Annotated in this window: 11 protein-coding genes; 7 read left to right on the forward strand and 4 right to left on the reverse strand. The window is 46.0% G+C overall.

Annotated elements, in window-relative coordinates; translation table 11 throughout:
- Positions 1 to 44: 44 nt before the first annotated feature.
- Complete coding sequence (locus tag P5G61_RS00575) at positions 45 to 1,559, reverse strand: ABC transporter permease (RefSeq protein ID WP_435874012.1); 1,515 nt, start codon at positions 1,557 to 1,559, stop codon at positions 45 to 47.
- Between the two features lie 12 nt (positions 1,560 to 1,571).
- A complete protein-coding gene (locus P5G61_RS00580; protein ID WP_301243340.1) occupies positions 1,572 to 3,014 on the reverse strand; it encodes an ABC transporter permease in 1,443 nt (480 codons plus the stop codon).
- Between the two features lie 146 nt (positions 3,015 to 3,160).
- On the opposite strand from P5G61_RS00580, the gene P5G61_RS00585 reads away from it, so the two are divergent.
- On the forward strand, positions 3,161 to 4,912 hold the full coding sequence (locus P5G61_RS00585) for an ABC transporter ATP-binding protein (protein WP_301243342.1): 1,752 nt from the start codon (positions 3,161 to 3,163) through the stop codon (positions 4,910 to 4,912).
- Between the two features lie 104 nt (positions 4,913 to 5,016).
- Here the strand turns inward: P5G61_RS00585 and P5G61_RS00590 are convergent, their stop codons facing one another.
- Entirely contained in the window at positions 5,017 to 5,805 is a 789-nt protein-coding gene (locus P5G61_RS00590; protein ID WP_301243344.1) for a hypothetical protein, read from the reverse strand.
- A gap of 505 nt (positions 5,806 to 6,310) precedes the next feature.
- Between P5G61_RS00590 and P5G61_RS00595 the strand changes: the two genes are divergently transcribed.
- The 4 genes from P5G61_RS00595 (at position 6,311) to P5G61_RS00610 (ending at position 12,559) form a co-directional block, all read left to right on the forward strand.
- Positions 6,311 to 7,768 (forward strand): glycoside hydrolase family 1 protein, encoded by a 1,458-nt coding sequence (locus tag P5G61_RS00595; RefSeq protein ID WP_301243346.1) that lies wholly within the window; start codon positions 6,311 to 6,313, stop codon positions 7,766 to 7,768.
- Between the two features lie 233 nt (positions 7,769 to 8,001).
- On the forward strand, positions 8,002 to 9,426 hold the full coding sequence (locus P5G61_RS00600) for a glycoside hydrolase family 1 protein (RefSeq protein ID WP_301243348.1): 1,425 nt from the start codon (positions 8,002 to 8,004) through the stop codon (positions 9,424 to 9,426).
- 233 nt (positions 9,427 to 9,659) lie between these two features.
- Positions 9,660 to 10,511 (forward strand): BglG family transcription antiterminator LicT, encoded by an 852-nt coding sequence (gene licT, locus P5G61_RS00605; RefSeq protein ID WP_301243350.1) that lies wholly within the window; start codon positions 9,660 to 9,662, stop codon positions 10,509 to 10,511.
- Positions 10,512 to 10,639: 128 nt separating this feature from the next.
- Positions 10,640 to 12,559, forward strand: coding sequence for a beta-glucoside-specific PTS transporter subunit IIABC (locus P5G61_RS00610; protein WP_301243352.1), 1,920 nt, complete (start codon positions 10,640 to 10,642; stop codon positions 12,557 to 12,559).
- 105 nt (positions 12,560 to 12,664) lie between these two features.
- On the opposite strand, the gene P5G61_RS00615 is transcribed toward P5G61_RS00610, so the two are convergent.
- The gene (locus tag P5G61_RS00615; protein ID WP_301243355.1) at positions 12,665 to 13,558 is read right to left on the reverse strand and encodes a LysR family transcriptional regulator; all 894 of its coding nucleotides are present in this window, start codon (positions 13,556 to 13,558) and stop codon (positions 12,665 to 12,667) included.
- Between the two features lie 183 nt (positions 13,559 to 13,741).
- Here P5G61_RS00615 and P5G61_RS00620 point away from each other — a divergent pair, with 183 nt between their 5' ends.
- Positions 13,742 to 14,326 (forward strand): ankyrin repeat domain-containing protein, encoded by a 585-nt coding sequence (locus P5G61_RS00620; protein WP_301243357.1) that lies wholly within the window; start codon positions 13,742 to 13,744, stop codon positions 14,324 to 14,326.
- Complete coding sequence (locus tag P5G61_RS00625; RefSeq protein WP_301243359.1) at positions 14,323 to 15,669, forward strand: uracil/xanthine transporter; 1,347 nt, start codon at positions 14,323 to 14,325, stop codon at positions 15,667 to 15,669. The genes P5G61_RS00620 and P5G61_RS00625 overlap by 4 nt, the downstream gene beginning before the upstream one ends.
- Positions 15,670 to 15,694: the final 25 nt, after the last annotated feature.

Consider the following 15,694-nt stretch of genomic DNA (forward strand, 5'->3'; position numbering starts at 1 on the left):
AAGTTCATATTCAATGGAATTCAAATTGAGTTGAAAATGGTAATTTAGATCTTTTCCAGTTTCGGATCAAGCGCATCGCGCAGACCGTCTCCCAGAAAGTTGAACGAGAGCACGAGCAGAATGATCGCCAGACCTGGATAGATGGCCAGATACGAATGGGTTTCCAGATACGTGCTGCCCAGCTTGAGAATGTTGCCCCACTCGGGAATATGCGGCTCCACGCCGAGCCCCAGATAACTTAAACTGCTGGTGGCGATGACCGCCCCGCCGATGGTGAGCGTAGACTTGATAATCATGGGTGCGAGCGAATTCGGAATGATATGTTTAAAAATAATAGAACGATTGTTGTAACCCAGTGCGCGTGCAGCTTCAACAAATTCAAAAGTAGATACATAGAGCACGCTGGCCCTCATGGTTCGTGCATAGGTTGGAATCGAGCCCAGGCTGAGTGCCAGAATCAGATTGATCGTATTGGCCCCGAACGCCGCAATGATGGCGATGGCGAGCAGAATACCTGGAATGGCATAGAGAATATCCAGCAGTCGCATGATGATATTGTCCGTGTGTCTTCCGTAGAATCCCGAGAATGCTCCCAGAATTCCACCGATCAATACCGGAATCAGAGTGGACATGAATCCCACGATCAACGATATACGGGCTCCGAATACAATCCGGGAAAATAAACACCGTCCAAAGTCATCCGTCCCCAAGGGATAGGCGAGCGATGGGGACTGAAGCAAGGCCGAGTAGTTATTTTCTACAGCCATGCTGTAATCAAAAGTAAAGAAGCTGCAAATCGATATCGAGAACAGGAAAATGATAAAAAACAAACCGGACATTGCTGTGACATTCGGAGCGAGACGCTCCCACAGATCATTCCAGAAGTTGGATTTTTGTTTACCCTGTCTGCGAATTCGTCCAATGATGGAAATACCCAGCAGCAGTGCGAACACATTGCCTGTGACCGAAGTCAGGATGAGTATCGTACTTACGCCCAGCATCCAGCGCGGGATGATCGAGGCTGAGGTATTTCGGGATACGATAAACAGCACAACCAAATCAATCACCAGGATAAACAGCAGCGCCGCCATGGCTGGCAAAAACGTATCCGCAACATACGGTTTGAATATATTGAGTGCCGAGACCCCAATAACGAACAGCTGGGTCAGCAGCATATACACCGCAAATGTATACTCAATGCTCTTTGTCTTTTTGATCAGGTGAAAAGCGGCCGTTACGATAAAGATATTGCCGGAAACGATGCCCAGCAGCTGGACCCAGGCGAGTCTGCGAGTCAGCAAAGAGATTGTGCCCTGCCGAATCAGGTCTCTCCGAATCCGGAGCGTCAGCACACTCTGGACCAGCGTGAAAAATAGATAGATTCCGAGTGCTGTCAGCAGAAATGGCCTGAACACCTGGAGGCTCCAGTCATAGATGTTGAATAACAGTAACATCGACAAGAGAAGGGAAGTGACCCAGGCGAAGCTCGCCTGACTGTACTCCTGTGAAGACTTAAGTCGAAAACGCATTTCTTGTGTGAGTGAACCCGATTTTGTCATCATGCACCTGCTTTAATATTGTTTCATCTTGGAACGTACCCGCGGGTCAATAAAAGCGTAGAGAAGATCTACCACCACATTAATAATGGAGATCGTGATCGCTGTGTACACTACTCCGCCCATAATACTCGGAATATCGGGTATAAATTGTTTATCCACAATGTAGCTGCCGAGCCCGCTAATATTAAACACTTTCTCCGTTACTGCCGCCCCTCCAAGCATGCCTCCGAATTGCAGGCCAACCACGGTTACAATTGGAATTAATGCATTACGTACAGCATGTTTCAGCATGACATGTCGTTCGCTTAACCCTTTTGCACGGGCAGTCATCACGTAGTCCTCATGAATAACTTCCAGCGTGGAAGAACGGGTCATACGGGCTACTGCAGCGGTTAATCCGGTTCCGAGAACTATTGTTGGCATAATAATAGAGAGCCAGTTCTGCGGATTGAAGGTAGCGGGAAGCCACTGCAGCTTGATCGAGAAATTCAGGATGAAAATAAGTCCTTGCCAGAAATTCGGAATCGATAATCCAATCAATGCAATAAACATGAATGTGTAATCAAACAGTGAATTGGGCTTGATCGCCGAGATAATCCCAATGGGCAATGCAATGACAAGGGCAAGCAGCAAGGAGATAACGGCCAGTGTTAACGTGATTGGGAACTTTCTGGCGATCGTAGCCGTGACATCTTCATTCCCTGAAAAAGATTTGCCGAGATCTAACAGTGCTATGCCCTTGATATTGTTCCAGAGTTGGACAAGGTAGGGCTGATCCAGGCCATACACATGGTTGAAAGCCGTGATCTGTTCCTGTGTCGCCGTCTCTCCGAGAATGTTGGCTGCCGGATTGAATGGAGACAGGTATAAGATGGTGAAGACAAGTGTAGCTACACCCAGGATGACGAATACCGTCATCAGAATTCTTTCAAATATGTACTTTAGATAAGGATTGCCATACAACAGCATCATGGCGTACATCAGACAGCCCGGAATAACCGATGCCGCAAGAAACCACGGTTTATCAATCAGGGATTGGAACGTATCCGCCATCGTCAGGCGCTGTTTCCCCTGTTCCTGAAGCTTGCTGAACGTTCGTTCCTTTAACTCCTTCTGAACGGATTCCTCCAGCCACTCCTCCGTCTGACGCTCAAACTCAGCCTTACTAACTTGCTGCTGAAAGAAACGGTGTTTACGCCTCAACTGTTCTTTCACGTCCGTCCGAAGTTTATCCCGATAAGAACTGGATAGCATATCACGCTCAACAGCCTGTTGAACCAGGGCCCAGCCATCCTTTTTTTTTCTGGATTGCCAGACCAGAAGTACAATCAGATTAACGGGCAGTCCGAGAATAAATAGAACATATCGATAGGAGGGATGAAGCAGCATTTTGCCATAAATAAAACCCAGGGTGTATACAAGCTGTGACATTTTGCTGCCTTTTGCAAGATTCAAACCATGCGAGCCTCCTTTCATTTGATTTTAAATTGCATTATTCCGATTGATATAGTATATATTATTTAGAGTCTATTCAATTGTCAAGGTATGGAAGAGTATACATATGAGCACATGTGAAAATATGGATGAGGGCTGGTGATCAGATGCAACCTTTGCTGAAAGTAAATGAGTTGTCCGTTTCTTTTCATTCCGGAGAGAGTGAATTTCAGGCGGTGAAGGAAGTCAGTTTTGAAGTGCGAAAAGGGGAAACCCTTGGCATTGTAGGGGAATCCGGCAGTGGGAAGAGTGTGACGGCACGTTCCATTATGAGACTACTTGCATCTCCTCCTTCGCAGATGAAAAAGGGTGAGATTCTGTTCAAAGGGGTAGATTTGGTCCATAAAACGCAAAAAGAGATGGAAAGTATTCGTGGCCGTGATATCGGCATGATCTTTCAGGACCCTATGAGCTCTCTTAATCCGACTATTAAAATAGGGAAACAGATCACCGAAAGTCTGATTAAACATCAGAAGTTATCCAGAGGAGAAGCGAAGAAGCAGGCGATCGCCATGCTGGAGCTGGTTGGTATCACCCGGAGTGAAATACGTTTCAATCAGTATCCACATGAATTTTCCGGAGGTATGCGTCAGCGGGTGATGATTGCCATTGCTCTTGCTTGCCGGCCTGAATTGCTGATCGCAGATGAACCCACAACTGCGCTTGATGTAACCATTCAGGCCCAAATTCTTAATTTGATGAAAGATATGCAAGCACGGCTGGGCACTTCCATTATTCTGATTACCCATGATCTCGGCGTAGTGGCAGGCATGTGTGATCGGGTCGTGGTCATGAAAGACGGGCAGATTGTGGAATCCGGGACAACTACAGAGATTTTTGCAAATCCGAAGCATCCATATACGTCCAGACTGCTAAATGCATTGCCTCGATTAGATGAGAAGAAAAAGCCGAAACTCGTTTCGTTGGTGCCACGCAATCTGGAGGATGATCAGCCTCTGTTGGAGGTGAAGTCCCTCAGACAGCACTTTAATCTGGGCAAAGGCAACACCTTAAAAGCTGTGAACGATATCAGTTTCGAGATTCGGCAGGGGGAGACACTTGGGGTCGTGGGCGAATCGGGCAGCGGGAAATCGACTACAGGTCGAGCCATTCTGCGACTGCATGAGCCTACAGGTGGGGACGTCCTGTTTAAGGGAGTACCACTCAATCGCCTTTCTGCCTCAGAGATGAAAACGATGAGACGGCATATGCAGATTATTTTCCAGGACCCGTATGCGTCGCTTAATCCGAAATTTAGAATCATGGACATTATTGGGGAAGCCTTGGATATTCACGGTCTTGCCGGCAGTCCCGCTGAACGGGAAAAGCGTGTGGAGGAATTGCTGGAGATGGTCGGCCTCGATCCGGCTCATGCCCAGCGTTATCCTCATGAATTTTCAGGTGGACAACGGCAGCGGATCGGAATTGCTCGTGCGCTGGCCGTGGAACCCGAATTTATTGTATGTGACGAGCCGTTGTCTGCGCTGGATGTGTCCATTCAGGCCCAGATTGTACAGCTGCTTGAAGAGTTGCAGCAGCGACTCGGTCTTACATACCTGTTCATCGCACATGACCTGTCCATGGTGAAACATATCAGTGATCGTGTTGCTGTCATGTATAACGGGAAGATTGTGGAGTTAGCAGAAAGTGAAGAGCTCTATTCGAACCCTCAGCATGCATACACAAAGGCATTGTTGTCGGCCATCCCGGTTCCGGACCCGGCTGTGGAGACGATGAAAAAACGTCATCCTGTGAGTGAAACACCGCGAGAAACGGTAGAAGTAGAAGATCGCTATAATCTGGAGCAGTCCAGGTGGGTGGAAGTAAAAGAGGGGCATTGGGTGGCGATTTCCGGATAAGGTGAAACATTCAACAACTTCACTACAAAATGAACCCCGGCAGTGATCTATGGAAGATCATTGCGCGGGGTTCTATTCCATGCCCGGCAGGCACGGTGGATATATTACTTGAACTGAACAGATTTCTTAATGGTATCGATCTCGGCCTTCGTTGTGTCATCCAGATATGTGAAGATGAAGTTAAACGCATAACCTTCAATAATCGTACTGTAGTAATCTTGCGTAATGGTTGAACCATTACCCGCATCCATCGTGATTTGCATCAGGTCCATCTCTTTGCCACCGATGGTTTCGGTTGTGAATTCTTTGTATTCATAAGGGAACTGGCTGTCCACCATAAATTTCTTCGTTGCTTCCAGATAATCTTTACCTGTGCGAATGCCTTGCAGCAGGCTTACTTTTTCAGCAATCGCCATAGCGGAAGGACCAACCTGTCCTCCATCCAATGGATATTGTGAAGCCATCAACAGGTTCAGTGTTTTGGCCTGAGATAGTTCAATTTGTTTTTTCTTCGTTTCATCGTCTCCAGCAATAGCCTCAGAGGAAGCGCTCGTCAGCTCGTTCATGCCGTCTGCATCCTGGAACTCCCAAGCTTCCGGGAATTTCAGTGATACACCGAAATAGTCATTGTTATAAGAGCCTTTTTCCGTAGTTCCCAATTCAACTTCTTTGGAGTTATCTGTTTCCTTGGACTCAGAAGTGGATGCTTCAGAGCTTTCTGTGTTTTCCGTATCTTCCGTCTTGGCTGTGTCTGTATCTGTGCCGGCAGTGGTTTCCGTTGTAGTGGATTCATTCGTTTTGGCGTTGTTATCCGCTTTGTCGCCGCAGGCTGAAGCAACCAACAAAATCATAATCAACATGGCAAACAATGAAGCTTTTTTTGGAATAGACATATTACCCTCCTGAAAATGTGTGTGTGTTCTCTTTGTCTCTCTGTAATCGTGCGTACCTAAAAAGCTTAGCACAGATGTTCGTGTTTACCACCTATAGGAATCTATAGGGGTACCTTTATAGATAAGACAGACGGCTGGCAATTGAAACAGCTTCGGTGCTGGATTGTACACCTAATTTGTTAAAAATCACTTTTTTATGATGATTTACGGTACATGAGTATGAAAGGGGAATATCATGGTCAGTGAGTGGATGGAGCGGAAAGTTGATTTTGCAAAATAGATATGTTACGCTTACATTACAAGAGAAAACAACAGAATACGCAATAACATCTTTTGATGGATTGTAACTGTGAAGACAGGCAAAACCTAAACTGATGGTGAAATGAAGGCTCTTTTTTTGCGAGCTATTTTACCTTGAGTTTAGGTTTTTCTTGTTTTTTGGCTTGAAATACAGCCACTTTATCCCGGAAAAACCCAAATAAAATTCGAAAAGAGGTTGTTCGTTATGACCACGGCAAAAAAAGGATTCCCCGAAAACTTCCTGTGGGGAGGCGCTACAGCTGCCAACCAATTGGAAGGTGCATTCGATCAGGACGGCAAAGGTCTCTCTACTGCGGATATGATTGCGCATGTTCCCAAAGAGAAGCGTACAGGTGGACATGCCATGGAAATCTCCTCTACACGAATTGAAGAGATTCTCTCCGGCAAAATTGAAGAACGTTTCCCTAAACGTTTTGGTATTGATTTCTATCATCACTATAAAGAAGATATCGCATTGTTTGCCGAAATGGGCTTTAAGGTATTCCGTTTGTCCATTCACTGGGCACGTATCTTCCCGAACGGTTATGATCAAGAGCCGAACGAAGCTGGCCTGAAATTCTATGACAACGTCTTCGACGAACTGTTGAAATATGGCATTGAACCGTTGGTAACCTTGTCTCACTACGAAACTCCGCTGGGTCTGACACAGAAATACAATGGCTGGGCAGGCCGTGAAGTGATCGGGCACTATGTGAGATATGCAGAAACCGTGTTCAATCGTTATAAAAATAAAGTGAAATACTGGCTGACGTTCAATGAAATTAACGTTATGCTGTTTAGCCCATACACTGGCGGCGGTATCCTGATCGATAAAGTGGACAACCAATTGCAAACGACGTATCAAGCGCTGCATCACCAATTTGTAGCAAGTGCACTGGTAACCAAGCTTGCCCATCAGATTATTCCTGGTTCCCAAGTGGGCTGTATGCTCGCACGTATGGAAACGTACCCGGCGACCTGTAACCCGGTAGATGTTCGACTGGCGCAACATGAGAATCAGATTAACCTCTTCTTCACGGATATGCATGCTCGTGGTCAATACCCGAACTACATGGCTCGTTATTTTGAAGAAAACAACATCGTGATTCAGAAAGAAGCAGGCGATGATGAAATTTTGCTCAACAACACAGTGGATTTCATCTCCTTCAGCTATTACATGTCGGTAACCAAATCGGCTTCTGCCGACAAAGAAGAAACAACGGGTAACCTGACTGGTGGCGTCAAAAACCCTTATCTCGAAGCTTCCGATTGGGGTTGGGAGATCGATCCAATTGGTCTGCGCGTAACGTTGAATAACTTCTGGGATCGTTACCAAAAACCATTGTTTATTGTTGAGAATGGTCTGGGTGCATATGATCGCGTGGAAGAGGATGGTTCCATTCATGACTCCTACCGCGTGGATTATCTGAAAAAACACATTGAACAAATGAAAGAAGCGATCAAGGACGGTGTAGATCTGATTGGATTTACAGCATGGGGCCCGATTGACCTCGTGAGCATGTCCACGTCAGAAATGTCCAAACGTTATGGATTCATCTATGTGGATCTGGATGACGAAGGTAACGGAACACTTAAACGTTCGAAAAAAGATTCGTTTGACTGGTACAAAAACGTAATCGCCAGCAATGGTGAGCAGCTGTAATTGGCCTGATTCCTGTATCTTATCTTGAACCCGGATTGCTTCATATCATTAGGCTATTCGGGATTGTTACCGCATAAGCGGGCAAAACCCAACATTAAAGCAGGCTATCGGTAGCTCATCTGATCTGAAGCCCTTTTAGTTGGTGCATTGTCCGCTTTTTGATGTGATCACGGGCATAGGGGCAACTGTTTTAACAAAGAATGAACATAACGTAACCAGAGAGGATGACAGAGATGACAACACCATTTCCGAAGGATTTTCTATGGGGCGGCGCAGTCGCAGCCAATCAGCTCGAAGGAGCTTACAATACCGATGGCAAAGGGCTGTCTGTTCAGGATGTAATGCCACATGGGATTACGACGCCAAGAACGGAAGGACCGACAGAGGATAACTTGAAATTGATCGGTATTGATTTCTACAACCGTTACAAAGAGGACGTTAAGCTGTTTGCTGAGATGGGATTCAAAGTGTTCCGTACCTCCATCGCCTGGTCCCGTATTTTCCCTAAAGGTGATGAGTTGGAGCCAAACGAAAAAGGTTTGCAGTTCTACGATGATCTGTTTGACGAGTGCCACAAATACGGGATTGAACCGCTCGTAACGATCTCTCATTATGAGACACCACTGCATTTGTCCAAAACATATGACGGCTGGGTTAACCGTAAAATGATCGAGTTTTATGAGCGTTATGTAACCGTCCTGTTTAACCGTTTCAAAGGCAAAGTGAAGTATTGGCTGACGTTCAATGAAATTAACTCTATTCTGGAGGAACCATTCATGAGCGGCGGGATTTACACGCCCAAATCCGAACTCTCCAAACAGGATCTGTATCAGGCAATCCACCATGAGCTGGTGGCAAGTGCGCTGGCTGTCAAACTGGGACATGAGATCATGCCTGGAGCGAAGATTGGCTGTATGGTACTCAGCATGCCAACCTATCCGTTGACACCAAATCCGGATGATGTGGTAGCTGCAATGCATGCGGAACAGCGCAATGACATCTTTGCCGATATTCATGCACGTGGCTATTATCCGAAATACATCAATCGTTACTTCAAAGCGAATAATATCAACATCAAGTTTGAAGATGGCGATGCTGAAATCCTGAAACATACGGTGGACTTCATCTCGTTCAGTTACTATGTAAGCATTTGTGAGACAGGTGACCCACAGAAGCGTGTTGAAGGTAAAGGAAATCTGTTTGCAGGGGTACAGAATCCTTATCTCAAAGCAAGTGAGTGGGGTTGGCAGATTGATCCGCAAGGCCTGCGCGTGACGCTGAATAAATACTGGGACCGATATCAAAAACCGTTGTTTATTGTCGAAAATGGTTTGGGTGCGGCTGATGAGCTGATCACAGATGAAAATGGCAATAAAACGGTGAATGATGATTACCGGATTCAATATCTGAATGATCACTTGGTACAAGTGGGAGAAGCGATTGAAGACGGCGTTGAAGTTATGGGTTATACCTCATGGGGCTGCATCGATCTGGTGAGTGCATCCACAGCAGAGATGAAGAAACGTTATGGCTTTATCTATGTGGATCGCAATAACGATGGAACGGGTACACTGAATCGTTACAAGAAAAAATCATTCCATTGGTACAAAGAAGTTATTGGTACAAAAGGCGCAAGTCTAAAATCCGATAACCATTAATTTCTAGTTCTAAAGACATATATGGGTAGCATCTTCTTGTGTCGTATTTAAGCACATTAACCGCTTTCACAAAAACATTGTCAGATAGATAATTATATGGTAAGATGGGCCTAAGGCTAATGAATACTGGATTGTTACTGTTCAATCAGGCAAAACCAGAAGCGGGCATGTGTTTTATGACCTGTTTTGGTTTTGCCTTTTACTACTTTGACGGTGCAAGGTGATGTGAAGAAATGAAAATTGAGAAGGTGCTGAACAACAACGTAGTTACTGTGATTGATCCGGGAGGAAACGAACTGGTCGTCATGGGACGAGGCATAGCCTTCAAAAAGCATACTGGTGAAACGATAGACGACAGTCTGGTCGAAAAAATATTCTCATTGGAAAGCAAGGAAGTATCGCAGAAACTGAAAACGCTTCTGTCTGATATTCCAGTTGAATATGTTGAATGCTCGGATGAGATTATCCGTTACGCCGAGACCGTGTTGGGTGAGAAGCTTCATGAGAGCATCTACATTTCACTGACGGATCATATTCATTTTGCCATTGACCGGCATCGTCAGGGCTTGCAGATTCGTAACGCATTGTTCTGGGAGATCAAGCGCATGTACCGCAAGGAATATGCTATTGGACTCAAGGCGCTGCAGATTATTGAAGAAACATTGGGCGTCCTGCTTCCCGAAGACGAATGCGCATTCATCGCCATGCATCTGGTAAATGCACAGATGAATGGTGAGATGAGGGAAACCATCAGTATTACGAATATCGTTAAAGATATACTCAACATCGTACGACGCAGCTTTGTCATTGAACTGGATGAGGATTCACTGAGTTATTATCGATTCCTGACGCATTTGAAGTTCTTTGCTCAGCGCGTATTGCAAGGTACAGCGATTGAAGATAAGGAAGCAGATAATCCGCTTCATGACCTGGTGAGCAAACAATATCCTGAGGCACATGCTTGTGCTGTTAAGATTAACGAATACACCCGTAAGATCTATAACCGGATCTTATCCAAGGAAGAAATTCTATATCTGACGATTCACATTGAACGTGTTGTTAGAACGGAACAAACAATCGAATAGTATGGGATTGTTACTGCAAAAAAGGCAAAACCTAAACGTTGAATAATGATAAGCTGAAACTGCTTTGTCATTATTCAGTGTTTAGGTTTTTTTTTAACCTTCATTACACATAAAAGGAGCAAAACACAATGGATAAACAACAATTGTCCAAGGATATTCTGAAGCTTGTTGGTGGCGAAGAGAACATCGATCAAGTCACGCACTGTATGACAAGACTGCGGTTTAACCTGAATGACAACAAAAAAGCGGACAAAGCGACGCTGAAAAATACACCTGGCGTTATGGGCGTTATGGAGAATGGCGGACAGTTCCAGGTCATTATCGGGAACGATGTGCCTGTTGTGTATAATGCACTGGTAGGCAACATGTCCAAATCTCCGAATGCAGACGCTGGATCAACCGGTGCTTCGACTGGGGAGAAGAAAAAGAGAAATCCAGTAAGTGCATTGTTCGACTTTATTTCCGGAATATTTACGCCGATTTTGCCAGCGATTACGGGTGCCGGTATGATCAAAGGGATCGTGGCAATCCTAGTAGCTCTAGGTTGGTTGTCCGATACAAGCTCAACCTATATCATTTTGTCCGCTATTGGTGATGGTGCATTTTACTTCCTGCCGATTATTCTGGCGATCAGTGCGGCACGTAAGCTGGGTAGCAATATGTATATTGCTGCAGCGCTCGCCGCGGGGATTATGCATCCGACGATTACAGCCTTGCTTGCCAACGGGGACACGACATTTGTGGGCATTAAGGTTATAGCAGCAACCTATTCTTCTACCGTTATTCCGATTATTCTCGCAATATGGATTGCTTCCTATGTAGAGAAAGCGGTTGATCGTGTTACACATGCTTCGCTTAAGCTTTTAATTGTTCCAACGGTTACCCTGTTAATTATGGTTCCTCTGACCTTGATGACGGTTGGACCATTGGGTACGGTGCTTGGTAATGGCTTGTCAGGTGGTATTTCCTGGTTGTTCGACAACATGTCTATCTTCGCTAGTATCTTGATTGGTGGTACGATGTCACTGCTAATCATTACAGGAATGCACTATGCACTGTTGCCGATCATTGTTGGTTCGATGACTTCACTTGGTTACGATTTTATTATTCCACTGATGTTTGCAGCTAACCTGGCACAAGGTGGTGCAGCATTTGGTGTTGGTCTTAGATCGAAAAATGCTAAAACTAAATCGCTTGCTTATTCCACAGGTCTTACGGCAATTATGGGGATTACGGAACCGGCAATGTACGGGATCAATATGAAATTCAAAAAACCATTTATTGCAGCCCTGATCGGTGGAGCTGTTGCAGGTGGATTCATGGGGATTGTCAATGTTAAAGCTTATGTACTTACAGGTCTGGTAGGTCTGCCAAGTATCGCAGCATTTATCAGTCCGGCAATTAGTACGCTCATCTATGCTCTGGTTGGTGGTGTGATTGCAATCATCGCTGCGGCAATACTGACGTATATCCTTGGTTTCCAAGAAGACAATGCTCCACAATCGGCTGAAGCCGCACCAGCTGCTGCGCCAACAACACCAGTAGCAACGACTTCGGCTTCCGCAATAACTGCTATCGAAGAAACTAAAGTATTGAATCAAGACGTGTTCAGCCCAATTACTGGTGAAGTTAAATCGCTGAGCGAAGTTCCAGACCCTGCATTCTCGGAAGAGATTATGGGTAGAGGTTTTGCAATTCAGCCATCCGAAGGTCGTGTGGTTTCTCCAATCAATGGAACGGTATTCTCGCTGTCGAAGAGTGGACACGCTATTGGTTTGGTCAGCGACAATGGTGCTGAGATGCTGATTCATATCGGGATTGATACCGTGAAACTAAAAGGTCAATTCTTCTCTCCTAAAGTTCAAGCAGGAGCGAAGGTTGCCGTTGGTGATGTACTCATGGAATTCGATCGGGAAGAAATTGAAAAAGCTGGCTACACAACGATCACTCCGGTAATCGTTACGAACATGCATCAATACAACTCAATTGAATCTGCCGGACGTACAGCGATTAAAGAACAAGAATTGTTGTTCACGGCAAAAGCGTAACGAATATTAAATAGCAGCAGTCTTATTCGGATGAAAATCCGGCAAGGCTGCTGCTTTTTTAGTAGGTGTGGGGTACCTCCCCGATGGTCGACTTCCTATTCGACCCTAAACCGAGCGAGAAGGCAGCAGCTCCTGAACCAATTGCACAAAGTGCTGCGCAGGTTTGGACAGATGACGATTGCGATGCCACACAAGCGCAGAATCTACAGTGGATTGCGCATCCTGGATACGATAAACATGGAACGGATGCTCATGATATAACTGCAATACCGTATGGGGCACGATAGAGCTTGCAAAACCAAGTCTTACCAGTTCCAGCAACATGTTAATATCCGAGCATTCGCCCGCGATGGAAGGATTTACGTGATGCTCACGGAATTTCTGCAGTATCAGTTCGAACATTCCGAGTCCTTCCGTACTGGGAAGCAAGAGAGGGATGTCAGCCAACTTTTGAAAATAAATTCCGCTCTCATCCGCTGATTGTAGCGGTGTGGAAGAAATATAAAAGAGAGCTTCCTGAGGTAGATGCAGCACTTCATATTGCTCTGTATGGACAGGCATTCGTACACAAGCGAGCTCAATTTTGCCTTCGCCCAAGAGCTGACAGAGCTGCGCAGATTCATTTTGCTGAATTTTATAGGTCACCTGGGGGTGTGTTGTCCGAAATTGCTGGAGCGCTTGCGGAATCAAACGATCTGAAATGGTATTAATGCCAAGCGAGAGCTTACCGCGAATGCCATAGCGGAAGCTCTGCATCTCCATGACAGCTTCCTCCATGTATTTGGTCATCGTCACCGCATAATCATAGAAGCTTCGACCCGCCTGGGTCAGCTCCATACTGCGTCCTTTGCGTTCAAACAAAGCCACGCCAAGCTCATCTTCCATCAGCTTGAGCTGCTGGCTTAGAGGAGGCTGGGCCATGTGTAATCTGCGCGCTGCCGCCGTGATCTGTCTCTCCTCGGCAATCGCGATGAAATAGCGACATTGTTTGATATCCACGTGTGTTCTCCTTATGTGCAGCGATATGTTTTTCGTATGGGAAACCAACAAAACATGTATTTTTATTATACTTCCATCCTATGTTACCATACATAAGATTTAAACACTTCAAATCACACATATGGATTATGATCTAATGAATAAATGCCGTGAGGATGACGACGAATGGGGGGTCAAGGTGCGATGCTGAACACAATACACGCAGCTGCTGAAGCTGGACATACAGATGCTGTGCTGCGATTTATCGCACAAGGAGCCGGATTGAATGACCGGGATACACGCGGACGGACGGCTCTGATGGCGGCGGTACATGGCAACAAGCCAGAAACCGCAAGGTTGCTTATTGAAGCCGGGGCGGATGTCAACATCCAGGATCAACGACTGGACAACATGTTACTGTATGCCAGTGCGGAAGGCTTGCGGGAAATGGTGGAACTGGCTATAAAAGCTGGTGCCGATACCCGGCTTACGAATCGGTTTGGAGGTACAGCACTGATTCCTGCTGCAGATCGAGGCCATGTCGATATTGTGGAAATACTCCTGACAAGCACAGATGTGGATGTAAATCATATCAACAATCTGGGCTGGACAGCCTTGCTGGAAGCGGTCATTCTGGGGGATGGCGGCACTCGTCACCAGCAGATTGTAGCATTGCTTTTGCAATATGGTGCAGATCCTCTCATTGCTGACCGGGATGGAGTTACAGCACTTGCGCATGCCCGCAGGAATCATTATATAGAAATGGAGCGAATGTTAACCCAATCATGAACAGACATCAAGAGCAATCTTTACAAAATCACATAAAGGGCGCGTCATCGCTTGCATTGGCAGGCATTCAGTGGTTCTTCTTCCTGTTTACCAACACGGTGGTGGTGCCGTTATCTATCGGACATAATTTTCAGCTTTCACCGGAGGCCATTGCTGCATCAATGCAGCATGCCTTTTTGCTTACCGGGGCGGTGTGTATATTACAGGCGTTCTTTGGACATCGTTATGCCGTAATGGATGGTCCCTCGGGATTATGGTGGGGACTGACGCTAAGCTTAACGGCCTCAGCTTCATCGGCAGGTATGAGCTTGGAGCGTATTGGAGGAGGATTGGCTGCAGGTTTCCTGTTAGCTGGTCTGACGATGATGATCCTTGGCTGGCTTGGAGCGGCGCATGTGCTTCAGAAGCTGTTCACACCTATGGTCAAGAGTGCGATGTTATTCCTGATGACGATTCAATTGACCATGAATTTCTTCAAAGGCATGATTGGATATACTGAGTTTGGCACATTCAATCTGCCTGTAGCGGCGTTGTCCGTTGCGATTGCGTTTCTTGTAGCCTTGATTCAGCTTAAGGGAAGAGGCAAGCTCGGGAATTACTCTATCTTGATTGGTATCGTGACGGGGTGGATTGCCTACAGTCTTGTGTTCCCTGGGCAGCATACGAGCGTATCCGGACATCATGAGGTAAGCCTGTTTTCCTGGTTTCCTTGGGGGCTGCCAAAGTGGGAGCCGGGCATTGTCATCACAGCTTTTTTTGTCGGGCTGGTGAATATGACGAACTCCATCACCACACTAAGCTCCGTCGAAAAGATATATGGAGAGCAGACGACCAACCAACAATATAAACGATCATACACACTCACGGGATTGTTCACCATGTTATCTTCGTGTGTAGGTGTGCTGCCTTTCGGTTTATTTGCTTCATCGATTGGTTTTCTGGAGAGCACCCGTATTCTGAAGCGGGCTGCGTTTGTGGTTGGAGCAGGCATGTTATGTATTTTGGGACTCACACCTTCAGTGACGGCCTTTTTTGCACAAATTCCGCCCAGTGTAGGGAGTGCCGTGCTATTTGTAGCTTATTTGCAAATGTTCGGGACGGCCCTGAGAACACTTGAAGGCACCACCTTTAATTCGAAAACAATCTATCGTGTGGCGCTTCCGGTTCTAACTGGTGTTTCTGTAATGAACATTCCTGCTGAAGCCTTTCATGCTTTGCCTATGTATCTCATTCCGATCATTAGCAACGGACTCGTTATCGGGGTCGTGGTGTCACTTTTGCTCGAAACTACGGTAGATTGGTCCAAGATGGACAATACAACTCCTGCTTCCAAAGCAGCATGAATACTTGAAATATGGAAACAGTCCG

It is taken from the genome of Paenibacillus vandeheii, assembly GCF_030433635.1.
GTDB classification, from domain to species: Bacteria; Bacillota; Bacilli; order Paenibacillales; family Paenibacillaceae; genus Paenibacillus; species Paenibacillus vandeheii.